This is a genomic window from Natrialba taiwanensis DSM 12281, from assembly GCF_000337595.1.
Classification (GTDB): Archaea; Halobacteriota; Halobacteria; order Halobacteriales; family Natrialbaceae; genus Natrialba; species Natrialba taiwanensis.
Genome location: NZ_AOIL01000042.1, coordinates 33,537 through 54,398 on the forward strand (window position 1 = coordinate 33,537; position 20,862 = coordinate 54,398).

General features: G+C 63.6%; 20 protein-coding genes and 1 tRNA gene. 9 read left to right on the forward strand and 12 right to left on the reverse strand.

Annotation, left to right across the window (positions count from 1 at the left end; all coding sequences use genetic code 11):
* Positions 1-20: 20 nt before the first annotated feature.
* Entirely contained in the window at positions 21-764 is a 744-nt protein-coding gene (locus C484_RS10700) for a TVP38/TMEM64 family protein (RefSeq protein ID WP_049915383.1), read from the forward strand.
* Between the two features lie 81 nt (positions 765-845).
* On the opposite strand, the gene C484_RS23655 is transcribed toward C484_RS10700, so the two are convergent.
* Both C484_RS23655 and C484_RS10705 read right to left on the reverse strand, forming a co-directional pair.
* Positions 846-1,016, reverse strand: coding sequence for an HVO_2523 family zinc finger protein (locus C484_RS23655; protein ID WP_006825967.1), 171 nt, complete (start codon positions 1,014-1,016; stop codon positions 846-848).
* A 118-nt stretch (positions 1,017-1,134) separates the two neighbouring features.
* The gene (locus C484_RS10705) at positions 1,135-4,272 is read right to left on the reverse strand and encodes an adenosylcobalamin-dependent ribonucleoside-diphosphate reductase (RefSeq protein ID WP_006825968.1); all 3,138 of its coding nucleotides are present in this window, start codon (positions 4,270-4,272) and stop codon (positions 1,135-1,137) included.
* Between the two features lie 444 nt (positions 4,273-4,716).
* On the opposite strand from C484_RS10705, the gene C484_RS10710 reads away from it, so the two are divergent.
* A complete protein-coding gene (locus C484_RS10710; protein WP_006666730.1) occupies positions 4,717-4,899 on the forward strand; it encodes a hypothetical protein in 183 nt (60 codons plus the stop codon).
* A gap of 109 nt (positions 4,900-5,008) precedes the next feature.
* Here C484_RS10710 and trpG read toward each other — a convergent pair whose 3' ends face one another.
* Genes trpG through trpD form a run of 4 tightly spaced genes read right to left on the reverse strand, consistent with a single transcriptional unit; the run spans position 5,009 to position 9,165 of the window.
* On the reverse strand, positions 5,009-5,680 hold the full coding sequence (gene trpG, locus C484_RS10715; RefSeq protein ID WP_006825969.1) for an anthranilate synthase component II: 672 nt from the start codon (positions 5,678-5,680) through the stop codon (positions 5,009-5,011).
* A complete protein-coding gene (trpE, locus tag C484_RS10720; RefSeq protein ID WP_006825970.1) occupies positions 5,677-7,461 on the reverse strand; it encodes an anthranilate synthase component I in 1,785 nt (594 codons plus the stop codon). The genes trpG and trpE overlap by 4 nt, the downstream gene beginning before the upstream one ends.
* Before the next feature lie 4 nt (positions 7,462-7,465).
* A complete protein-coding gene (locus C484_RS10725) occupies positions 7,466-8,128 on the reverse strand; it encodes a phosphoribosylanthranilate isomerase (protein ID WP_006825971.1) in 663 nt (220 codons plus the stop codon).
* Positions 8,125-9,165 carry an anthranilate phosphoribosyltransferase gene (trpD, locus tag C484_RS10730; RefSeq protein ID WP_006825972.1) on the reverse strand — a complete coding sequence of 347 codons (1,041 nt, stop codon included), beginning with the start codon at positions 9,163-9,165 and terminating at the stop codon, positions 8,125-8,127. The genes C484_RS10725 and trpD overlap by 4 nt, the downstream gene beginning before the upstream one ends.
* Positions 9,166-9,344: 179 nt before the next feature.
* Between trpD and C484_RS10735 the strand changes: the two genes are divergently transcribed.
* Positions 9,345-9,419 (forward strand) — tRNA-Val (locus tag C484_RS10735).
* Between the two features lie 325 nt (positions 9,420-9,744).
* Here the strand turns inward: C484_RS10735 and C484_RS10740 are convergent.
* On the reverse strand, positions 9,745-10,353 hold the full coding sequence (locus tag C484_RS10740; RefSeq protein ID WP_006825973.1) for a DUF192 domain-containing protein: 609 nt from the start codon (positions 10,351-10,353) through the stop codon (positions 9,745-9,747).
* A gap of 423 nt (positions 10,354-10,776) precedes the next feature.
* On the opposite strand from C484_RS10740, the gene C484_RS10745 reads away from it, so the two are divergent.
* On the forward strand, positions 10,777-11,685 hold the full coding sequence (locus C484_RS10745) for an AEC family transporter (protein ID WP_006825974.1): 909 nt from the start codon (positions 10,777-10,779) through the stop codon (positions 11,683-11,685).
* A gap of 54 nt (positions 11,686-11,739) precedes the next feature.
* Here C484_RS10745 and C484_RS10750 read toward each other — a convergent pair whose 3' ends face one another.
* The 3 genes from C484_RS10750 to C484_RS10760 all read right to left on the reverse strand — a co-directional run bounded on the left by C484_RS10750 (position 11,740) and on the right by C484_RS10760 (position 13,947).
* Positions 11,740-12,705, reverse strand: coding sequence for a hypothetical protein (locus tag C484_RS10750; RefSeq protein ID WP_006825975.1), 966 nt, complete (start codon positions 12,703-12,705; stop codon positions 11,740-11,742).
* 99 nt (positions 12,706-12,804) lie between these two features.
* Positions 12,805-13,581: a CAP domain-containing protein gene (locus tag C484_RS10755; protein ID WP_006825976.1), complete on the reverse strand. Its 777-nt coding sequence runs from the start codon at positions 13,579-13,581 to the stop codon at positions 12,805-12,807.
* A gap of 45 nt (positions 13,582-13,626) precedes the next feature.
* Positions 13,627-13,947, reverse strand: coding sequence for a lycopene cyclase domain-containing protein (locus C484_RS10760; protein ID WP_006825977.1), 321 nt, complete (start codon positions 13,945-13,947; stop codon positions 13,627-13,629).
* 169 nt (positions 13,948-14,116) lie between these two features.
* Between C484_RS10760 and C484_RS10765 the strand changes: the two genes are divergently transcribed.
* From C484_RS10765 to C484_RS10775, 3 genes are all read left to right on the forward strand, one after another.
* Entirely contained in the window at positions 14,117-15,274 is a 1,158-nt protein-coding gene (locus C484_RS10765; RefSeq protein ID WP_006825978.1) for a CBS domain-containing protein, read from the forward strand.
* 193 nt (positions 15,275-15,467) lie between these two features.
* Positions 15,468-16,400, forward strand: a complete 933-nt coding sequence (locus C484_RS10770) for an ABC transporter ATP-binding protein (protein WP_006825979.1) — start codon at positions 15,468-15,470, stop codon at positions 16,398-16,400.
* Positions 16,397-17,257 carry an ABC transporter permease gene (locus C484_RS10775; protein ID WP_006825980.1) on the forward strand — a complete coding sequence of 287 codons (861 nt, stop codon included), beginning with the start codon at positions 16,397-16,399 and terminating at the stop codon, positions 17,255-17,257. The genes C484_RS10770 and C484_RS10775 overlap by 4 nt, the downstream gene beginning before the upstream one ends.
* Positions 17,258-17,262: 5 nt before the next feature.
* On the opposite strand, the gene C484_RS10780 is transcribed toward C484_RS10775, so the two are convergent.
* Positions 17,263-18,096 carry an AAA family ATPase gene (locus C484_RS10780; RefSeq protein ID WP_006825981.1) on the reverse strand — a complete coding sequence of 278 codons (834 nt, stop codon included), beginning with the start codon at positions 18,094-18,096 and terminating at the stop codon, positions 17,263-17,265.
* A gap of 125 nt (positions 18,097-18,221) precedes the next feature.
* Between C484_RS10780 and C484_RS10785 the strand changes: the two genes are divergently transcribed.
* Positions 18,222-19,064: a hypothetical protein gene (locus C484_RS10785; protein WP_006825982.1), complete on the forward strand. Its 843-nt coding sequence runs from the start codon at positions 18,222-18,224 to the stop codon at positions 19,062-19,064.
* Positions 19,065-19,138: 74 nt separating this feature from the next.
* On the opposite strand, the gene C484_RS10790 is transcribed toward C484_RS10785, so the two are convergent.
* Positions 19,139-19,840 carry a phosphatase PAP2 family protein gene (locus C484_RS10790; RefSeq protein ID WP_006825983.1) on the reverse strand — a complete coding sequence of 234 codons (702 nt, stop codon included), beginning with the start codon at positions 19,838-19,840 and terminating at the stop codon, positions 19,139-19,141.
* Between the two features lie 181 nt (positions 19,841-20,021).
* On the opposite strand from C484_RS10790, the gene C484_RS10795 reads away from it, so the two are divergent.
* Positions 20,022-20,849: a hypothetical protein gene (locus tag C484_RS10795; RefSeq protein WP_006825984.1), complete on the forward strand. Its 828-nt coding sequence runs from the start codon at positions 20,022-20,024 to the stop codon at positions 20,847-20,849.
* The last annotated feature ends 13 nt before the right edge of the window (positions 20,850-20,862 follow it).

Below are 20,862 nucleotides of genomic sequence, written 5' to 3' on the forward strand. Positions count from 1 at the left end.
TTGCCGAAAAATCCCGACCGATGTCGGTGCTGCCGGTCTCGACGCGAGTTCTCGCTGGCGTGCTCGTCGCCAGCGCAGCCGTCACTGCGGGACTTCTCGTCTCGCCGTCGTCGGTCGTTGTGGCCGTCGAATCGCTGGCAGCGAACCCTGTCGCGTTCGGTATGGCCGTCGCCGGACTCTATCTCGTCCGACCGCTATTTGCCTGGCCAACGACGCCGCTTGCCGCTGTCGTCGGGTATGGGTACGGTATCGCAATGGGTGTTCCGTTTGCACTCGGTGGCGTCGTCGTCACCGTTACGCCGGTCTTTCTGGGCGTTCGGATCGCTGTCGGTGACGATTCCGACGGAAGTACCGATACGCAAGCAGGTGAACGCGAACGCGAACACGTACCCGAATCGCCGTTCGCCGGACTGTTCCAGCGGACAAACGCCGTCATCGACCGCTACTACGAGGCGGCGGGCCCGCTTCGCGGGGTCACAGCCTCGCGGTTGGCACCGGTTCCCTCCGACCTCTCGACGTGCGCTGCAGCGGTCAGCGGCGTCTCCTTTCGCACGTTCGTTCTCGGAACCCTCCTCGGCGAACTCCCGTGGACACTCGGCGCGGTCGTCGTCGGCGCGTCCGCTGGAACGGTCGCAACTGATGGCGTCGGTGAACTCGGGCTGGTGCTATCGGTCGCCTGTTGTCTGGCCGTGTTGTGTTTACTTGCTGGACCGGTCTATCGCGTGGTTCGCTCGCGGCAACAGCGGTCCACCGGGAGCCGGTAACCGAGCTATCAGTACTCCGGGACCTGGTACCAGCGATGCACGCTCCCTGCACTGGACGGCCGTGACACAGCGTGTGTCGCCCTACGTCCAGAACGTATCGGCACAATCGTACACGACACCGTGTTGCGGACAGACGTACTTGCAGTGGCGTTTGAATAACTCGCCGCGACAGCGGGGGCAGGTCGGGCCTCCCGCAGTCCCCGCGGCCGTCTGATTCCGCTCGGAGTTCGCGCCGCCATCGTCACCGGCCATACGATTCGCTACCGGCTGTACGGTGCTAAGTGTTGGTGATCCGATTCGGAGACGGAACGCGATTGGAAACGAAAATCGACCGGAAACAAAACCGAGTTCGCTCCGCTATGTCGCCCGCTTAGCACTCACTCCAGCCACAGGACTCGCAGGTCTTGCAGCCTTCGGAGAAGTAAAGCGACAGGGAGCCACACTCGGGGCACTCCGGCGACTCGCCGGCGTCGATGAGATCCTGCGTCGCATCGTCACTGTCGCGGTCGGCAACGCCCGCACCGCCGTCGGTTTCCGGCTCGCTGAACTCGGCGTCCGTTCCCGCCCCGGCCGCGTCCTCCAGGGTTTGCTGGGTCGGGTACGGCTTGTCAATCTCGTCTTCGAGGTACCGGCGCATCGCGGTGCCGATTGCATCGGGGATCGACTGGATCTGTTCGCCCTTGTCCCAGGCGACCTTCGGACTCCGGGTGCCACAGAGTTCGTCGACGATTTCGTCGGGGTCGACGCCCGAACGCAACGAGGTCGAGATGACCTTCGCGAGCGCTTCGGTAAAGGAGTTCGTAAAGCCGCCGGAGTGGCCGATGTTGGCGAACAGTTCGAACGGCTGGCCGGTTTCGGGATCTTCGTTGATCGTCACGTAGACCTTGCCGTAGCCGGTGTCGATGCGCTGGCTGACGCCCTGCAGCGCGTCGGGGCGCTCGCGCTTTTCGGTGAAGTCGACGTGGATCGGTTTCCGATCCGATTCTGCAACGCCATCGCGAGCGTCGCCGGCGAGTTCGTCGGCGTCCTCCTCGAGTACCGCCTGCACGTCCTCGCTCCCGAGGAAGGCTTCGAGACCGCCGAAGATTTCGCCGATCTGGTCGACGAGGGCCTCGGCCGCTTCGGTTTCGTCCGCGAAGTCGGTGTTCTCGGCGCGCGTGGTGAGCACCTGCTTCGACCGGGTGCCGTCGCGGTAGTATGTGACGCCCTTGCCGCCGTTCTCGTAGACCCACTCGAAGACCTCCTTTGCGTCCTCGAGCGTGGAGTCGTTCGGCGCGTTGACGGTCTTCGAAATCGCGGAGTCGACGCCCTTCTGGCAGGCACACTGGACGGCGGCGTGCTGTTTTGCCGAGAGGTCCGCGGTGATGACGAACAGTTCGCCGATGGCGTCCGGCACGGTCGAAAGCCCCTCGACGCCGTCGAACTGGTTGGTCGCCATCTGTTCCTGGGCCTCTTCCTTGACGGCCTCGACGTCGATGTCGTTGGCCTCCAAGGTGCGCAGGAAGTAGTCGTCGAACTCGACCAGCATCTCATCGCCCTGCACGTCGTCGGTGACGTTCTTGTAGTAGGCGACGTTGTAGATCGGCTCACAGCCGCCGGTCGTGTTGCCGACCATACTCGTGGTGCCCGTGGGGGCGATGGTCGTTACGTTGTGGTTCCGAATGGGGAACCCGTCCTCCCACTCGTCGGCGTCCTCGTCGGTCTGGCGCTCGAACCACTCGCGGTACTCGGTCGGGGCCGCGTACTTCGAGTCGTCCCAGTCGTTAAAGGACCCGCGCTCTTCGGCGAGTTCGTGGCTCTTCGCCTTCGCGCCGTGGTTGATGTGAGTCATCAGCTGGCGGGCGATTTCGTTGCCCTCCTCGCTGCCGTATTTGACGCCGAGCTGAACGTACAACTGTGCCAGCCCCATGATTCCCAGGCCGATCTTGCGCATGTCCCGAACCGTCTCTTCGATCTCTTCGACCGGGAAGTCCGACATCGTCACGACGTTTTCGAGGAACCGGGTGCCGTACTCGATGCGCTCGTCGAACTCGTCGTAGTCGATCGCCTCCGCAAGGAAGGCGTCGATGGCCTCGGCTTGCGAGGTGAACTCGTCTGCGTGTGCCTCGGACCAGACTCGCCAGTCGGGCGCTGCCTGATCGGCGAGCGTCGAGAGGTTGATGTGGCCGAGGTTGCAGGCCTCGTGTTCCTCTAGGGGCTGTTCTCCACAGGGGTTCGTTGCAAGTATTCTGTGATCGGGATTCGCTTCGGTGTCGAAGGAATGTTCCTTGTTCACCCGCTCGAGGTAAATGACGCCGGGCTCACCGTTTTCGTGAGCGCCCTCGACAATGCGTTCGAAGATGAGTTCAGCCGGAATCGACAGCGGCTCGCCGACCTCGACGTGCTCGCCGAGATCGTAGCGGCTGTACATCTCCTTGGTTTCCTCGGTCGCGATGTGCGGCTCTTCCGTGCGCGGGTTGGTGAACGTGTACTCGTCGCCGTTTTGGACGGCCTCCATGAACGCGTCGGTGACGCCGACGGAGATATTGAAGTTAGAGAGATGGCCTTCGACGGCGTTGCGCAGATGCTTCGGGACGCGGCCGTCCTCGTCGATCAGGCCGCGGGCCTCCTCGAGCGCTTCGCTGAAGGAGGTGTACGTGTAGTCGTCGGGATCGTTGAGACGCAGACAGTGAGCCAGCGAGACGTCCTTGTTCTTCGCGTGGATGAACTCGATGACGTCGGGGTGAGAGACGCGCATAATGCCCATCTGGGCACCGCGGCGGGTACCGCCCTGGGCGATGGTCTCGCAGAGCTGGTCGTAGGTCCGCATGAAGGTGATCGGGCCCGAGGCGATGCCGCCGGTGGAGCCGACCGCGTCGCCGTAGGGGCGCAGTTGCCAGAACCCGTAGCCGACACCGCCACCGGACTGGAAGACCTCTGCGGCCTTCTTTGCGGTCTCGTGGATGTCCGAGAGGTCGTCGTCCGGGCTCATGACGAAACAGGCCGACAGCTGCTGGAGTTCGTCGCCGGCGTTCATCAGGGTCGGCGAGTTCGGCATGAACGAAAGCGATTCCATGCCATCGGTGAACGTTTCGGCGACGTCCTCGACGTGCTCGCGGACTGCGTCCGGAAGCTCCGGAACGACGGTCTCGTAGGCGAACTTGTTGACGTTGTGTTCGGTGAGCTCCGTTTCGGCGTCGTCGTCGGCCGTGGTACCAGCGCCAAAGACCTCTACGGCGAGTTCGTCTCGGCGCGGGTGGTCCGGTTTGAGCTGGTCGGGCGTGACGGTAATCGTGGTATCCTGCTGTTCGGCCTCGTACACCGCCTCGGCGAGGGCGATGTTCTTGCCGACTCGGTCGAAGAGGTCCTCCTGTTCTTCGATGAGGTCGCCGTTGGCGTCCTTGCGCAGGTAGCGTGCGGGCAGGATGTTGTTGTAGGCGTTTGCGGTCAGTCGATGCTCGAGCGTCTCGCCCTCGGTGCGTTTGATCGGGAGGGGGAGATCCGCCGCGGAGATGTCGTGTTCGCTCACGCGCGAGTCACCTCGCGGGTATCACGTCGCGCTGTGTCGATTCGTGCGTGTATCCGAGTCCTGGCTCTCATCATTCGTGACGAAGGTCTGGTATTCATGCATCCCTCATAAAACGTGGTGTTGTTATCCTACTCGTGTTGGAGTAACACAAGTGTGGTTGTAAAGATGTCTCTATGATATCTGTCCGTGGACGACCGGGAGTGTCGCTGTTCGCGCTGAATACTGCTACGTGGTCGAGTGCCTTAACGATTATCAGAGCGACCTGAACGTGACCGACAGTAGCAATATATGATAACAGCCGTGATTGGGAAAACACCGCTTCATGGGTGTAATGCGGTGTGAAGTACGGTTTCCGAGATAGCTATCAGATATCGACACGGTCCCCGTTAAACTGCTGTCAGGATATCCGGAAAGATTACGGCACTGGGGTACGGGAGTTCGATCATGGTCGAACCACTAACGGGGTCGACGGTGTTTCTCGTGCTGGCGGCGCTGGCCGCCTTCGCGGTCGCTGTCATTGCGATTCGTATCGCGATCAAACTGGCCGTCCGCGTCGGGATCATCGCTGCGGTCGTTCTCGCGGCGCTGTATGCCACCGGGACGCTCGGACTGCTCCCCGGGGTCTAATGGACCAATCTGGCGCTCGTACTCTCCTCTTTTCCCACTCCGGATCACGAACCCGCCGAGCACGACGATATCGGCCGATCTATCGTGTTGATCGTCACACCGAGCGGCGCTACTCGTCGGCCCCGTCTACGGCTGCGAGGAAATTTTCGATAATATCGTGGCCGACGGCCGTGAGCACGCTCTCCGGATGGAATTGGACGCACTCGATCGGGTACTCGCGGTGGCGAATCCCCATCACGAGTTCAGCGTTGCCGTGGGTCGCCGTCGCCGTTACCTCGAAGCAGTCGGGAACGTCGGTGGCCACCAGCGAGTGATACCGTCCGGCCTGAAAGCCCTGCTCGAGGCCGGCGAAGACGCCCGTCCCGTCGTGATCGACCGTCGACGCCTTGCCGTGGATCGGGTCGGGCGCTCGCCCGACCGCCCCGCCGAACTCGTAGACGGCGGCCTCGAGGCCGAGACAGACGCCGAGCGTCGGCACATCGGGACTGAACTCGCGGAGCACGGCCGTCGAGACGCCGACGTCGCGGTCGTTCTTCGGGTGGCCGGGACCGGGACTGATGATGATCGCGTCGGGATCGGCGGCCCGCACGTCCGCGAGCGAGGCCGTATTCTTCACCACGGCAGTCTCCGTGTTCGCCTGCTGACTCACGTACTCCACGAGGTTGTACGTGAACGAATCGTAGTTATCGACGAAGAGCACGCGCTGTGTCCGTGTCTGTGCCTGCGCCTGCGTCTGTGTCCCTCGCGCCGCGTCGCGCCGATCGACTGCCTGCTCGCTCATCGACTCACCTCCGGCGTCTCGACGGATGCATCGACGGTCGTGGTCTCCGCCCCGTCAGCGTCGGCGTCACGTTCGATCGCTTCGAGCGCCGCGAGGACGCCGCCCATCTTCTGTTCCGTCTCCTCGTACTCGGCCGCGGGATCGCTATCGGCGACCAGGCCGGCCCCCGCGCGAACCGTGATCCGATCTCCCGTTCGCCCGTCCGAGTCGGGGACCGGCGCGTCCGCCTCCACCGTCGCCGTCCGGATCACGATCGCGAAATCGGCGTCGCCCGTCCAGGAGTAGTAGCCGACGCCCCCGCCGTACAGCCCGCGGGGCTCGGTCTCGAGTTCGTCGATGATCTCCATCGCGCGGATCTTCGGCGCGCCCGAGAGCGTCCCCGCGGGAAACGACGCCCGCGTCGCATCGAACGCGTCGGCGTCCGCCGCTAGCTCGCCCGTCACCGTCGACTCGATGTGCTGGACGTGGCTGTACTTCAGCACGTTCATGAACTCGTCGACACGGACGGAGCCGGCCGCCGAGACGCGCCGCACGTCGTTTCGCGCGAGGTCGACCAACATGGTGTGTTCGGCGCGCTCCTTCTCGTCCGCGAGCATCTCGCCCGCCAGTCGGCGGTCCTCGACGGGGCTCGTCCCGCGGTCGCAGGTGCCGGCGATCGGATTCGCCATGACCTCGCGCCCGCGCACCGACAGCAGCGTTTCGGGGCTTGCACCGACGACGGTCAGGTCGTCGTGCTCGAGCAAGTACATGTACGGCGAGGGGTTGATCTCCCGCATCGCCTCGTAAAAGCCGATGGGATCGACTTCCCCGTAGAGTTCGCGCGACCGGGAGATGACGCCCTGGTAGATGTCGCCGTCGAGGACGCGTTCTTTCGCCCGTTCGACGCTCGCTTCGTAGCGTTCCGGCGACCCAGCGATCTCGTTTTCGCGAACGAAGCCGCCGGGATCGGGCCGTTCGGCGGTCCGCAGCGTCGACGCGACGGCGTCCGCCTCGGCGCGGAGGTCGTCGTAAACGGCGGCGGGGTCGTCCTCGGTGCCGACGATCGGTGTGAAGACGAGCGACACCGTCCCGTCGCGTTCGTCGAACGCGAGCGTCTTCGTCGTCAGGACGAACTGCGCGTCCGGAAACCGCGAGTTCGGTCGCTCGCAGCCGACCTCGTCGAGCCAGAGGTCATAGACGGCGTCGTAGGCGAGAAAGCCGACGAGACCGCCATCCAGATGCTGTCGCTCGTGATCGGGGACGTTCGCGAGTCGCACGTCGGGCATGGCCCGTCGAAGCGCGTCGACGGTGTCACCGGTCGCGGTGGCATCGTCAGTACTGTCGTCGGTAGCGATGAACTCGAGCGGTGCATCCGGCGATAGCGCCTCGACACGCATCCCGTCCGGTTCGACGGTGATGACGGCTTCGGGGTCGTAGCCCACGTACGAGAATCGCGCGTGTCGCTCCGTGCCGTCGGACCGCGGCCGGAAGGCACCATCCGGATCGCTCGACGGTGTCTTGTCCGCGCTTTCGAGCAGGAAGGCATACGGCGAGGGCTCGCGATCGGTCGCCGTTGTCTCCCCGTCTGTGTTGGTTCCCGTTCTCGTTTCTGCGTTCGTCCGTCCGGTCAGCGCCGCATAGGCAGTCAGCGGCGTCGTCTCGAGATCGAGTGTTGCGACGGTACGCACGACGGCAGGTCGGTCGTCGGCCGTTGTCCTGTCACCGGTGGCATACGCACAGAACGTTTCACGGTCGATATCAAACGAAAGGAGGTCGTCTGCATTCGAAGTCGTATCACTCATAGCATTACGGCTGCAACTCCGTCGTCTGTTCGGCGTGTCTGGCTCGGTCGACGAACGACCGAACGGCATCAGTATCCTTGCTCCCGCCCGTGGTCTCGACGCCGCTTGCAACGTCGACGGCGAACGGATCGACCGCCCGCACTGCGTCCGCGACGTTTTCGGGCGTGAGCCCCCCGGCGAGGATCACCGGCGTCTCAAGCGCGTTCGTCACCGTTCGCGTTCGATCCCAGTCGTGTGTTTCGCCGGTGCCACCACCGCCGTCTTCATCCGCGCTGTCGACAATGAGCGCATCGACCTCCTCAGCATACTCGCCGACGAGCGGGTCATCCATCTCGCCGGCATCGACGGCAGCAATGAGGTCCACACCGATCGTCTCATGCAGGGACCCGAGTTCAGTTGGCTCCAGGCTCCCGTGGACCTGCACTGCGTCGGGTTCGATGCGCTCGACCAGGTCGATCGCCGCCGCCGGCGTTTCGGGCATCGTCACGAGCACCGCCGTTACGAACGGCGGCACGGCCGCGACGAGTTCACGCGCGCGGTCGGCGGCAACTTCTCGGGGTGTGTCGACCGGTACGTCACAGATGACGCCGATGGCATCAGTACCGGCGTCGACCGCGGTTTCGATATCCGCCGCGTTCGTCAGGCCGCAGATCTTGACGCGCGTCATCGGGGTTGTGGCTCCGGCTCCGACTCCGACTCGGACGCTGCCGTGGTCGTACAGAGCTGCTCGAGTTTCGTTGCCGCCGCGCCCGACTCGATCGCCTCGCGGGCGACTGCCGCGCCGTCCGCGAGCGAGTCCGCCTCGCCGGCGACGTAAATCGCCGCGCCGGCGTTCGCGAGGATCACGTCGCGCTTGGCCCCCGTCACCGACCCCTCGACGATCCCGCGCAGATCGGTTGCGTTCTCCGCGGGCGTTCCGCCGGCGATATCACCGATGTCGTGTTCGTCGAGTCCGAGGGTTTCGGGATCGATACTGAACTCGTCGACGGTCTCGCCCTCGACCTCCGCGACGGCCGTCTCGCCGTGAATCGCGATTTCGTCCGTACCAGTGCCGTGGACGACCAGCGCCCGGTCGACCTCCATCCGCGCGAGTGCGTTCGCAAGCACGGGCACGAGTTCGGAATCGTAGACGCCGATCACCTGCGCGTCCGCGCCGGCGGGGTTCGTCAGCGGGCCGAGGACGTTGAAAACCGTCCGCATACCGAGTTCTTTGCGCGGGCCGATGACGGCCTTCATCGCCGGGTGGAACACCGGTGCGAGCATAAAGCCGATCCCGTCGCGCTCGATGGCGTCCTCGACGGCCGGCGGTTCTGCCTCGACGTTGACCCCGACTTCCTCGAGTACGTCCGCGCTTCCCGACGACGACGACACCGAGTAGTTCCCGTGCTTTGCGATCGGCACACCGGCCCCGGCGGCGACGATTGAACTCGTCGTCGAGACGTTGATGGTGTTGTAGTCGTCGCCGCCCGTGCCGCAGGTATCGACCAGCGGTTTGCGGTCTGGTTCGATCGTCCGTGCGGCGTTGCGCATGCCTTGGGCAAAGCCGGCGATTTCGGCTTCGGTTTCCCCTTTCGCGCGCAGTGCGGCAAGCAGCGCGCCGATCTGTGCCTCGGTTGCGTCTTCGAAGACGGCCGTCGAGGCCGCCCGAGCCTCCGATTGTGTGAGATTCGTCCCGTCGGCCACTCGTTCGACATACTCCTTCATTGTGAACACCAATGTACGTTGTTGTCTTATGATGTTCATATGAGTACACCATATTAAGCCTGTTGGAGCGTGCGGACCAGTTGCGCACGACGATCGATTCGAAACCTTCAATTACGGTGGCGGGCAACGAACGAGTGCAGACAGCGTGGCGCCGCGGGCCACGGAAAGCGAAACCAGGCGGGTTGGTGGTCTAGTCTGGTTATGACACCTCCTTGACATGGAGGAGGCCGGCAGTTCAAATCTGCCCCAACCCACTACTTCTGTCGCGAACAAATCCGTGAGCGACTGAGTTGTACCGTTGGGAAGTTTGAATCAGGGAGTGTAGCGAAGCGGAACGACCGTGGTTCAAATCTGCCCCAACCCATTTCTCAGCGACACAATTCGACGAGCGGAGCGAGGAGTTCGTCCGTGACATGTCATTACGGATAGTGTGAACCAGACGAAACGCCTACCGACGCGAGTCCGTCTCGATGCAATTCAAGTCTGTCCCAACCCATCTTTCGAGCGAGAAACTGTACAGCCCGAAGCGACGAGTTCTCACTCTGTCACTCGAAAACGAGCGAGCAGTTTCCACGACGCCTACAGGTCGAACTGGAGTCGATCACCCTCTTCGACGCCTCGATCGGCAGTCCACTCGTACCCGACTTCCAGCACGTATTGACCGCGACCGGGGTAGGTTTGCTCGGACCCGTCTTCGTCCGGCCCCGGTTCTGGTGCGTGGTGAATACCCGTGATAACGCCCTCCTCATCCGCGAAGATGATATCGATCCCGAACGACATCTCCGGCATTATGAACGTCCGATCGTCCACCGCTTCGTAGACGAACAGCATCCCGCGGTCTTCGGGTAACTCTTCGGTCTCGCTCAACCCCACCCGTTGTAATGTCGGCGTATCAGCGATCGCTGCCGTCACCTCGCCAACGTCATCGCCATCGGGTGTCGTTACCCGGACGTCGGTCGTCTCGTAGTCCGAATGTACTGTTGCCGACGATTCGTCGCCGTTTGAACTCGCGTTCTCCGCCGGGTCTTCGCTTTCCTGGTCATCTTGACCGTTTTGATCCCCTTCCTTGTCTTCGTTGCTTTCGGTACTCTCGTTGAGACAGCCCACAAGTCCGATCGAACCGAGACTCGTCGCAAAGCCTGCAAGAACGGTTCGCCGGTCTGCGGTCGGTGAACGCGGCGGGGGCATTATCAGGCACCACCGACCACGACACCACTCATAAACGTTTGTTACACGTTTCATCACTTTCTGTACGTAGAGGGATCCTACGTGGTGGTACTGTTCGCTTGAACTGTCCGAGTTCATACTGTCGGACAAAACTATTCACACGTCGATCGCACTCGAACGGTCGTCGCAACAAGCGACGATCCGTGAGACGCGATCGAGTGTTCACTGACTTTNATTCACACGTCGATCGCACTCGAACGGTCGTCGCAACAAGCGACGATCCGTGAGACGCGATCGAGTGTTCACTGACTTTTGTCCGGCAGTATCAGTGCGATGCGAGCGAGCGGGTGACGCAACGTCGACGTCAAACTGCGGCGGTTCGCAATGGGTTCAGTACTAGCCGGAACCGAACGGCAGAAATGCCCGAGTCGACTGGGGCGGCATATGGACGTGCTCGGTCGGCTACTTGCGTTGCTCGCGTTGTTGTTGTTCGGAGCCGGACTCCGAACGGTCGGCATCCTCGATACGACACGAACGGCGTGGCTCAACGCTGCCGCGTACTACGTTGCGCTGCCGGCGCTCGTCTTCGTTGCGACGTACGACCAGGCGATCGACGAGTTACTCTCGCCGTCGCTCGCAGGCGGACTGGCGCTCGTCTTCGGACTCACGGCGGGCATCGCCTGGCTCGTCCATCGAAATCGCGCGGCTGACTCGCGCCGAAGCGTGGCTATCGTCCAATCGTACCACTCGAACCTCGGCTATCTCGGCTTGCCGCTCGTCGCGGCGACCTTCGCCGACGACGTGACGGCGATCGCAAGCGTCGTCCTCGGCGTCGTCACGCTATTGCAGTTGCCGCTGACGATTCTCGTCCTCTCGTCGCTCAACGGAGCGAACGCCACGCTCAGTGCGGAACTACGGCGACTCGCGACGAATCCCGTGTTGCTCTCGCTGCTAGCCGGCCTGGCGATCGGGTCGGCACACGTCTCGGTTGCGCCGGCCATCACGACCGGGCTCGACGTTCTCAGTATGTTCGCCCTCCCGCTCGCGTTGCTCTGCGTCGGCGCGTCCCTCCAAATCGACACGCCGTCGGTCGACGCCGGTGCGACGGGTGCCGTCGTCGCGCTCAAAATCTGCTGCATGCCGCTGCTCGCGTGGGCGGTCTTCTCGTGGCTCGCCGTCGATACCGCGACGGTCACCGCAACCGTCGTCATGCTCGGCACGCCAACCGCCGTCTCGACGTTCGTCTTCGCAAACGAACTCGGCGGCGACGAAGCGTTCGCCTCGCTGAACGTGTTCGTAACGACGCTCGCGTCGATCGCGACGCTGTTCGTGCTGATTACGCTCGTCGGGTAATGGCTCGTCAGTCCTCGTGACAACACGCATCGACAATGCAGTCGAACCCCGAGACTATCGCGAGAAGAGTTCTTTGAGGCGGCCGAGTAGCCCCGGTGAGTCGTCGGTTGCGGCGGCGCTGTCGGTGTTGTCGTGATCCGTAGCGGAGCTGGTGGCGGACGCAGCTCCCACACCATCGGCCGGTGAACTCGAGCCGTCGATCGATCCCGCGAGCGGTCCGGCGTCTTCGGGGATGTCGTCGATAGCGCCGGACGAGTCACTGGCGGGTGAGCCGGAGCCGGCAGAACTGGGGCCGGTATCGCCGGTGGCCGTGCTTGTTTCGAGGTCGTCCATCGAGAGTTCGATCTCGTCGATGTCCGATATGGATTCACGGCCGGTGCCGGCCTCCGCAGTGCGAACGTCGGCTCCGGTGACGGTGCCGTGTTCGATACGGGCGGCGAGGTCGGGGGTGCTATCGGCCTCATCGTCGGTGCCCGTCTCAGTTGACTCGCCGGCGACACCAGCGGCGGTATCGTTCCCGTTAGAACTCGTGTCACCGCCCTCGTCACTGCCGGCCGTATCAGCGGTATCACTGACCTGAACGCCATCGCTGGCGACACTGGTGTCGGTAGCGTTTTCGATCGGAGAACTGCTTGCGACACACTCTGCAGCCGTTTCCGTCGCTTCTTCTCTCGCGCTCGCAACCCGCTCGTCGCTATCCGAATTGGGTGTTGACGATTCACTGCTGGGTTCCTCGGCGGCAGTCTCACCGTCTGCCAAGTCGTCCCCAGATTCGTCCGCCGTCGGGCCGTCATCTGCGGAAATCACAATCCGCGAGGAGTCCGCTGTCGCGCCCGTCTCCGCGAGTGAGTCGAGAATATCGTCGACGCTCTCCTCGGAAACGACGCGGTTGGGACCGCCACCCGGTTCGAAGGGCTCGGCGTCGGCACCCGATTCCGCTGTCGACTCGGCCCCGCTCTCGGGGCCGGAGTCGGTGTCGGTGTCGGGGTCGGAGTGGGACTGAACTCGATCGTCGCTCATCGTGCGGGTCTGCTGGTGCCGGAACCATAACCGTTCCCCTGCTCCGGCGGCGGTTGTGGCGGGTGTCAGCGTGCCGGTGTCGACTCCGACTTCGACAGCCTACAACTCGCGACAGAAGTTTTGCGACGCGTAGACTGCACCGTCGTCGTCGATGTAGACGCCGACTCCGGCCCGGTCCCAACCCTGGGAACTGTGCTGCTCGAGGATGGCCTTCCGGTGATCCGTCGAGTTCATCCACTGGTTGACGAGGCCGGTTGCAAGGCCTTCGGCGGTCTGGTGTTCGACAACGGTCTCTCCGTCGGGGGACTCGACGCGTCTATCGACCCAGGTCATGGCGATGTTTTCGCCGTAGGCGCGACAGTAGTTGTCGACGGCGGTGAATCGGTCGTATGGTCCTTCGCCGGCAGGGTTCGTGTGCGAGAAGTACTCCTGCTGGGCCATATCGGCGCTGTGTGCGCGAGAGACGGAGGCGATGGTCCCGTCCCATGCCAACGGCTCGAGTCCGTGCTCGGCCCGTCGCTCGTTGACTTCGGCGTGGACGAAGTCCTCGACGGTCGTCGCCGTCACGGTCTCAACGCCGGTTTCGTAGGCCGAATCCCCGGGATCGTCCGGGTCGGTTACCTCGGGGTTTCGCTCGCCGGCCGGCGGCGGATCCGAACTCGGGGCGGGCCGTTCGGTAATGGGAATGTCATCGATAGAATCGAGGTCGTCGATTGCGATCGGTGCGAGCACCGCCGTGCCGGCGAGCAGCCCGCCGACGAGGGCGGCTGTGAGGAGGAGGTGTCCGAGGGAGCGAATCGTGGAGCCAGTGCGAGTGCGGGAGTCGTCCGATGGCTCTGGCTGCGTCTCGGCCGTCGACTGGTCCCGTCGGTCCATCATCTCCCTCGTCGGTGTCCAGGAATAAGACAGCCGTGATTACTCTCATTCGGTGATAGTTGTCTGTTCGCTGCCAAATATGGTCTCGTGAAAGCCGATGACGAGACCCGGAACGACGGCCATGAACAGGTGTTCTTCGAGCGGGATGCCGGCGATTTCGATTCCCGTTCGGAGTTCGATACTGAAGACCCCGACGGCGAGCGTGTATCGGTCCCAGAGGTACGCGATGGGATAGAGGGCGAGGATCGTCACCGCCGCTTTGCGGACCGCGTTTGCCCGGTACAGTAAGGCGGCCGCGATCGTTCCCCAGAATAGTTCCGTTGCGAGGTACGTGTACCGTCCGAGAACGCCGATATCGCGCCTCATACGCGCATTACATCGGGTCCGGGAAAAATAGTGTCTGGCCCTGCGAGCCAACCGGAATCGACTCGTTACGAAACGGTCCAACTTGGATCGATCCGTTGCATAACGGTCCGACCCGGACAAACCGTGCGGTATGTTCAAAACCCCTGATGTAGTATATCCATTCGCAAGGATGAATATCGCTGATATCGCCACCCAGGACTACATCGAAGTCGATGTCGGGACGCGAATGGGGAAAGTCCGCTCGACGTTCGAGGACGGCAACCCCAAGGGAATCATCGTCACTGACGACGGGGACTACGAGGGCGTCATCAGCGAGCGGGAGCTCCTCCAATCTCACGTCGAGGACGACGCGAAGGTTGCGGCACTTACCAAACCCAGTCGGAGCACGCCGTCCCCGAAGGTCGACCGACAGGAAGATATTCGGGAGACCGCCCGCGTGCTCGTCGAGAGTAACGCCAAGGTCGCGCCGGTCTTCGAGCACGACGACCTCTGGGGCGTCATCTCCGACGATGCGATTCTCGAGGCGGTTCTCGAGAACCTCGATGCGCTTACCGTCGAGGATATTTATACGGCTGACCCGGTCACGCTGCAGGAAGACGACGGCGTCGGGAAGGCGATCAATCACCTGCGCGAACACGGCATCTCGAGACTGCCGGTGTTGAACGAAAACGGCTACCTCACCGGTGTGGTCACGACCCACGACATCGCCGACTTCGTCATTCGGGAGAATCACACGACGACGACGGGCGATCGTGTCGGCGATACCCAGCGCCTGCTCGATGTGCCGGTCTATGACATCATGAACAGCCCGGTCAGTACGACGACCCTCGATGCCACTGCCGAGGAGGCCGTCAGGACGATGCTCGATAACGACTACGCAGGGTTGATGGTGACGCCCGAAGACGACGATCGGACCGTCATCGGGGTCATCACCAAGACGGACGTTCTGCGGGCGCTGACGTTCACCGAAGAGGAACACATGGACGTCCAGATTACGAACATCTCGCTGCTCGATACGATCACCCGAGAGTCGATCGTCCAGAGCATCGAGAACGTCTCGGACAAGTACGCCGACATGCAGGTGCTTCACGTCCACGTGCGATTCAAGGAACACAAGGAGAAACTCCGCGGCACGCCGTTGATTCACTGCCAGGTCCGCCTGCGGACGAACAAGGGGCAGGTCGCCGGCACCGGCGAGGGCTACGGCGCGGAGAACGCCTTCCGCGTCGCGCTCGACAAACTCGAGCGTAATGTCCTCGAAGTCAAGGGAATTACGAGCGACGAGGAGTACCGCGGCCAACTCCTCCGGAAACTGAACGAACTGTAGCGGACATCGCTTCGTCGCCTTTCGTCCGTCTTTTTGCACCCTGCTCGTCACCAGAACCGTCACGGCCACCACGGTCAGCGCACCTGTCGCTCGGCACCTAGTCTCACGAGTTCAGCGTTCCAATCCTGGCCCAGCCGCACGAACTTGACAGCCGAACACAAAGTCTATTAGCGATGGCTGTGGGGTCTGCTGTATGGTCGCCATCGAATTCAGTGGCGTGTCAAAGCGCTACAAGCGTCGCGGTATTATCCGTAGTAATTCCGTGACTGCCCTCCGGAACGTCGATCTCACCGTCGAAGAAGGGGAGGTGTTCGGCTTTCTCGGCCCGAACGGGGCCGGCAAGTCGACTGCAATCGACATCATGCTCGATTACGTCCAGCCGACCAGCGGGTCGGTCCGCGTCCTCGATCACGACGTCCAGACCGACAGCGTCAGCGTGCGCGAACGCACTGGCGTCCTTCCGGACGGCTACGGCCCGATCGGGGCGCGGACGGGGCGCGAACACGTCGAGTTCGCAATCGAGTCCAAGAACGCCACCGACGACCCGGAGGAACTGTTAGAGCGGGTGAACATGCTCGGTCCGGACGCTTACCCCGTCGACCAGTACTCGAAGGGGATGGCCCAGCGGCTCATGCTCGCCATGGCGCTTGCCGGCGAGCCCGACCTGCTCGTCCTCGACGAGCCATCGACCGGCCTCGACCCCAACGGTGCCCGCACGATGCGGCGCATCGTTCGCGAGGAGCGCGACCGCGGTGCAACCGTCTTCTTCTCGAGTCACATCTTAGAACAGGTCGAAGCGGTCTGTGACCGCGTCGCCATCCTCGACGCCGGCCAACTCGTCACTGTCGACAGCATCGACCACCTCCGCGAAACCGTCGGCGGCATGGCCCGCGTCACGCTCGAACTCTCGCAAGTCCCCGCCGACGCACTCGACCGCCTCTCGTCTATCGACGGCGTCGCAGAACTCGAAACCAACGGTACGACGATCGAAGTCGCCTGTGAGAACCGCGCGAAAGCGCCGGTCATCGCCGCCTGCCACGACTCACCCGCAACCGTTTCGAACGTCTCGACGACCGATCCGTCGCTGGATGAACTCTTCGCGACCGTCACGGAGGGTGTCGCATGAGCCAGGCCGGTCTCGGGTTCTTCGGCCGCCTGCTGCTCTTTACCCGCGAGGACGTCCAGGACGCCGTCCGCGATCGACAGGCCCACGTTCTCGTCGGTATGTTCGCACTGCTCGGTGCCGGACTCGCGTACGCGGCGGGCCGAACCGCCCAGCGAACGTCCGCGCAGGTCGACATCGAACTCGTCTCCCAGTTGCTCGCCCCGGTCACGCTGTTGATTCCGCTAGTCGCACTGGGGGTCGTTGCCCCCGCGCTGGTCGAGAAACGATCGACAGGCTCGCTGACGGTGCTGCTCGGACTGCCCTTTTCTCGGCAGACGGTCGTTCTCGGGACACTGCTCGGGCGAAGCATCGTCATCGCCATGAGCGCCCTTGCAGCACTGCTCGTCGCCGTCCCGATTGCGCTCGTGATGGGTGTCACGATCGACGGAACGCTGTTTGCCGGCTCCCTGCTTGCCTTTTTCGTCCTCACGATCACGTTTACCGCGATTGCTGTCGCTATCTCGGTCGTCACGAAAACCTCGACTCGAGCCTCGTTTGCGGCGTTCAGCGCCTACGTCGTCTTCGTCTTCCAGCTCTGGACCGTCCTTCCGCAGATTCTCCTCTATGTCGTGTCCGGTTTCACGCTCCCCGAGACATCGCCGCCGTGGGTCGACTTCGTCGTCGCCCTGAATCCGATGACCGCGTTTACGAACTTCGCCGGCGGACTCGTTCCGGCGTTCGAGAACATCCCGTTTCACGCCGTTCCGGATAATCCCGCCGTCTACGAACAGCCGCTGTTTGCGTTCGTGATCCTCCTCGGTTGGATCGGTGGCCCGCTCTGTTTCGGCTACCTGCGATTCCGGAAGACGGACCTGTAGTGTAACTAGCGCCGTCCCCTCTCGTCGTCGCCCTCGATACCTGCGTCCGTAATCTGGAACTGTGCCGACTCTCCCGCCGGTTTCGAGCGGTGTTTTTCGAGCATCGCACGTCGTTTGCCACCGCGAAAGCGCTCGAGTCGGAGTACAACGCCGGTCCAGTGTTCGAGCGTGTTTCCGCCGAGTGCGCGCGTGCGGTCCGAGTCGGGATCGGCGAACACCTGGTTCGTGAGCACGACCGCGAGTTCGTGTTTGCGCGCGAGCGAGAGGAGGTGTGTCACCTGTCTGGTGACGCTTCGCAGAGCTTCGCCGTCGCTGCCCTCGCCGGTGCGTTCGAGTCGGTAGAAGCCGGTTGCGCTATCGAGGACGATCAGGTCCGCCCGCTCGGCGAACTCTTCGGCATCGCGGACGGCTTCGGCCTGTTCTTCGAAGTCGAGGGCGTCTTCGATGACGATTCGCGAGGCGACGGTTTCGATGTCAGGGTGGGTGTCACCGGTGGCGTCTGTTTCGCGTTCAGGGTCGGCTGTAGATTTGGGTTCCATTGATGATTCCGGCCCCGGCCCCGATTCGAGTGTGTCTGACTCTCGGTCACCGGCGACCGCCGGATCCGTGCCGACGCGAGCGGACAGCAGTTGGTCGAAGCGATCGACCGAGACCCCTTCGGTGTCGATGTAGACGACGGTACCGCCGGTGGCGGCGGTTTCGACGGCAGCCGAGAGCGCGAGATTGGTCTTGCCTGCGGCCGGTGGTCCGTACAGTTGCGTCACGGTGCCGCGCTCGAATCCCCCGCCGAGTAACTCGTCGACCGGCCCACAGCCGGTCTGGATTGCCGCGTCGTTCACGCCCGTAATTAGGGTTGTTCGGGCAAAAAGTCCCCGAAACGTCACCGACGGCCGACTCGTTCTTGCGTCGCGGTGCCGGCGCTGGCGTCGGACACGTTTATTCGGGGGGCCAGTGAAAGACGAGTGTGATCGTCGTCGCGACAGCGGACTTCGAGGTCTACCACGGCGTCGTTACCGAACTCCGGGATCGGGGGACCGAGTTCACGACCGTCGAACCGGACGCCGAGTTGCCGGATCGAACGTCCGTGGTCATCACGGACGCGGAATCGGCAGCCGAGTTGGACGACGTGCCGACGGTCGTCGCCCAACCCGACGAGCCGCGGCGGGCGGTCGATCAGGCGTTGACGACGATTCGAGGCGCGGGCGGGCGGACGATTATCGGCGTCGACCCCGGGCGCGACCCCGGCATCGCCGTGCTGGCGGGCGAGATGGTCGTCGCTGCGTTTCAGGTGCCACTCGCCGACGCGGTGGCCGTGATCCAACGCGAAGTGAGCGACGCCGCCGACCCGGTCGTTCGCATCGGCGACGGCGCGCGCCTCCGGAGTTCAAAATTGGTCAACGACCTGGAGGACGTGCAAGTCGAACTCGTCGACGAGACGGGGACGACGCCCTACCTCGGGACCGGTACGCGAGGGATGGGCGACGTGTTGGCCGCGGTCAACATCGCCCGGCACGAAGGGGAGGTCGTCGACGCCCGCGATATCGAGCCGACGGCGGGTGAACTCCAGGTGATCAAGGATCGCTCGCGCGAGCAGAGTCGGACGAATCGGGCGATCGACGAACTGCTCGCCCGCCGTGTCGCGGCCGGGGAGTTGACGATCGAGGAAGCGCTCGCCGAGCACCGATCCGATGCCGAGTCGGCGGCTGCGGATGAATCACAGGAGCAGGAGGAGCAAACGGCGAGTACGGAGGCGACCGATCCTGCCAGTGAGGCGGCTGATGACGCCGACGGCACCGACGATACTTGAGTGGATCCGGACTCGATGCCGGCCGGCTTTTCAGTCCAACGTAGTACTGCAACGGCGTCAGCTGCCCACCGCCGCTACTGGATCGCCGACAGCCACCGCTTCCGAACTCGCGGCCGCGTGCTCATCCACCACCCGGTCGCACCGCCAACACAGCTCCCGAACGCTATCCACCCCTCGTCGGTACCGCCTGTCGCGATGACGGTAAGGCCACCGAGGACCGCTGTGCCGGCGAAGGCCCGCTCCGGCTCTCCGTCGGTGGCCCACGCTGCGACGAGCAGATAGCCGACCCCGAAGCCGATCGACGCCAGCACGTCGACGAGATAGTGAACCCCGAGTGCGAGCCGCGAGAACGCGACGAGACCGATGACGAGGGCCGCCCCGGCGAGTCGACGACGGCGCGTCGAGTACGCGCTCCAGACTGCAAGCGCCCCCCAGAGTACCGTCGCGGCCATCGCGTGCCCGCTCGGAAAGCCCTCCCCCGAACGCGGGACCGCTTGCAACGACGACGGCGGCCGCGGAAGACCGAACACCGTCTTCAAGAGTAGCGTCAGTGCGAGACCACCCAGGACGACTGCCAGCACGAACGCCGCTCGATCCGAAACGAGGCGATCGTAGTCGCGAGTCGCCCGCCCGTACGCGTCGGAGCCGGTAACGAGTGCCAGCACACCCACGACGACGAGTTTGTCGCCAAGCAGTGCAATGCACTCGAACGCCGGGACGGCCCACTCCGGCAGACCGTCTCGAATCAGTTCCGTGAAGCCGACGTTTCGGTTCATAGCCGATCGGTTCCCATCCGTTGACGGCGTTCAGCACACTGCTGCAGTGTCGTCATTGTGCTCGCTACGACCGCCCGGCAGTTAATTCTTGCAAACCGATACTGTGGCCCCCGATTTATGCTCACCGGTGGTCTCTCTGTGCACAGCCCGATCCGGTCTCGGGACCGGGTGATCCCAGCCGATGGCTCCCGCACTCGTTCACTTCCTCGCCGGCGCGACGCTCGCGCTGTTCGCAGCGACGCCGCTGGCCGTGCGCGGGTACCTCGCCAAACGGCAACTCTGGCTCGTCGCCATCGGCGGACTCTGGGGAATGGCTCCGGATAGCCACTACGTCACGCCGGTGGGAACGTCCGAACTCATCGCCCTCCATCGCACTCACTGGGGCGACCTGTGTGCGTTTCACTACACGCTCGACCAGCCGCCGATCGCAACGCATGAACTCGAGAGTATCGTGGTGTCGGTCGCAACGTTCCTCGTGGCGACCGCTATCTTCACGGCCACGATCGCAGTCGGCGACCGTCGCGCTTGCGCGACTCGCTCGCCACGAGCGGGGGTCGTCCCTCGAACACTTCTGACGGGCTATGCCGTAGGTCTCACCGCGCTGATCGCCGCTGTCCCTGTCGGCCTCTTTCTCACCTGGACCGGTCAAATCGACACGGTCGCAGCGCTGTCCGGCCGCGAAAGTACGGCGGCAGGCTGGCTGCTGGTTGGGGGCGGGTGTCTCGTTGCAAGCGGTGTCTTTGCGGGACTTTTTACACTCCTCGGGGCCCGATGGGACGTTACGAGTTCACGCGCGGGGGCAGTTATCGGCGTTCTCGTTGGGGTGGCTGGCTGGTTGCCCATCGGGTTGATCGGAGTGCCACTCTGGATGCGCGTCGTGTTAGAACTCCCGCGGCCGATTCCGTCCGTTCACCCGGTGACTCTGCTTGCACTCGTCGTCTGTGGGGTGGTGATTGGCGCGGTCTATCCGTTCGTCCGGCGAGTCGTTGCCGTTTCGTCGGTAGAGTGAGTGTGTCCATGTC

What these genes read in the sequence shown, in the direction of transcription:
- trpG (WP_006825969.1), bottom strand. Translation starts at nt 5,680, where the DNA reads ATGAGCGAGCAGGCAGTCGATCGGCGCGACGCGGCGCGAGGGACACAG.
- C484_RS23655 (WP_006825967.1), bottom strand. Translation starts at nt 1,016, where the DNA reads ATGGCCGGTGACGATGGCGGCGCGAACTCCGAGCGGAATCAGACGGCC.
- C484_RS10700 (WP_049915383.1), top strand. Translation starts at nt 21, where the DNA reads ATGTCGGTGCTGCCGGTCTCGACGCGAGTTCTCGCTGGCGTGCTCGTC.
- C484_RS10775 (WP_006825980.1), top strand. Translation starts at nt 16,397, where the DNA reads ATGAGCCAGGCCGGTCTCGGGTTCTTCGGCCGCCTGCTGCTCTTTACC.
- trpE (WP_006825970.1), bottom strand. Translation starts at nt 7,461, where the DNA reads ATGAGTGATACGACTTCGAATGCAGACGACCTCCTTTCGTTTGATATC.
- C484_RS10725 (WP_006825971.1), bottom strand. Translation starts at nt 8,128, where the DNA reads ATGACGCGCGTCAAGATCTGCGGCCTGACGAACGCGGCGGATATCGAA.
- C484_RS10745 (WP_006825974.1), top strand. Translation starts at nt 10,777, where the DNA reads ATGGACGTGCTCGGTCGGCTACTTGCGTTGCTCGCGTTGTTGTTGTTC.
- C484_RS10755 (WP_006825976.1), bottom strand. Translation starts at nt 13,581, where the DNA reads ATGGACCGACGGGACCAGTCGACGGCCGAGACGCAGCCAGAGCCATCG.
- C484_RS10795 (WP_006825984.1), top strand. Translation starts at nt 20,022, where the DNA reads ATGGCTCCCGCACTCGTTCACTTCCTCGCCGGCGCGACGCTCGCGCTG.
- C484_RS10750 (WP_006825975.1), bottom strand. Translation starts at nt 12,705, where the DNA reads ATGAGCGACGATCGAGTTCAGTCCCACTCCGACCCCGACACCGACACC.
- C484_RS10765 (WP_006825978.1), top strand. Translation starts at nt 14,117, where the DNA reads ATGAATATCGCTGATATCGCCACCCAGGACTACATCGAAGTCGATGTC.
- C484_RS10740 (WP_006825973.1), bottom strand. Translation starts at nt 10,353, where the DNA reads ATGCCCCCGCCGCGTTCACCGACCGCAGACCGGCGAACCGTTCTTGCA.
- C484_RS10760 (WP_006825977.1), bottom strand. Translation starts at nt 13,947, where the DNA reads ATGAGGCGCGATATCGGCGTTCTCGGACGGTACACGTACCTCGCAACG.
- trpD (WP_006825972.1), bottom strand. Translation starts at nt 9,165, where the DNA reads ATGAAGGAGTATGTCGAACGAGTGGCCGACGGGACGAATCTCACACAA.
- C484_RS10790 (WP_006825983.1), bottom strand. Translation starts at nt 19,840, where the DNA reads ATGAACCGAAACGTCGGCTTCACGGAACTGATTCGAGACGGTCTGCCG.
- C484_RS10710 (WP_006666730.1), top strand. Translation starts at nt 4,717, where the DNA reads ATGGTCGAACCACTAACGGGGTCGACGGTGTTTCTCGTGCTGGCGGCG.
- C484_RS10770 (WP_006825979.1), top strand. Translation starts at nt 15,468, where the DNA reads ATGGTCGCCATCGAATTCAGTGGCGTGTCAAAGCGCTACAAGCGTCGC.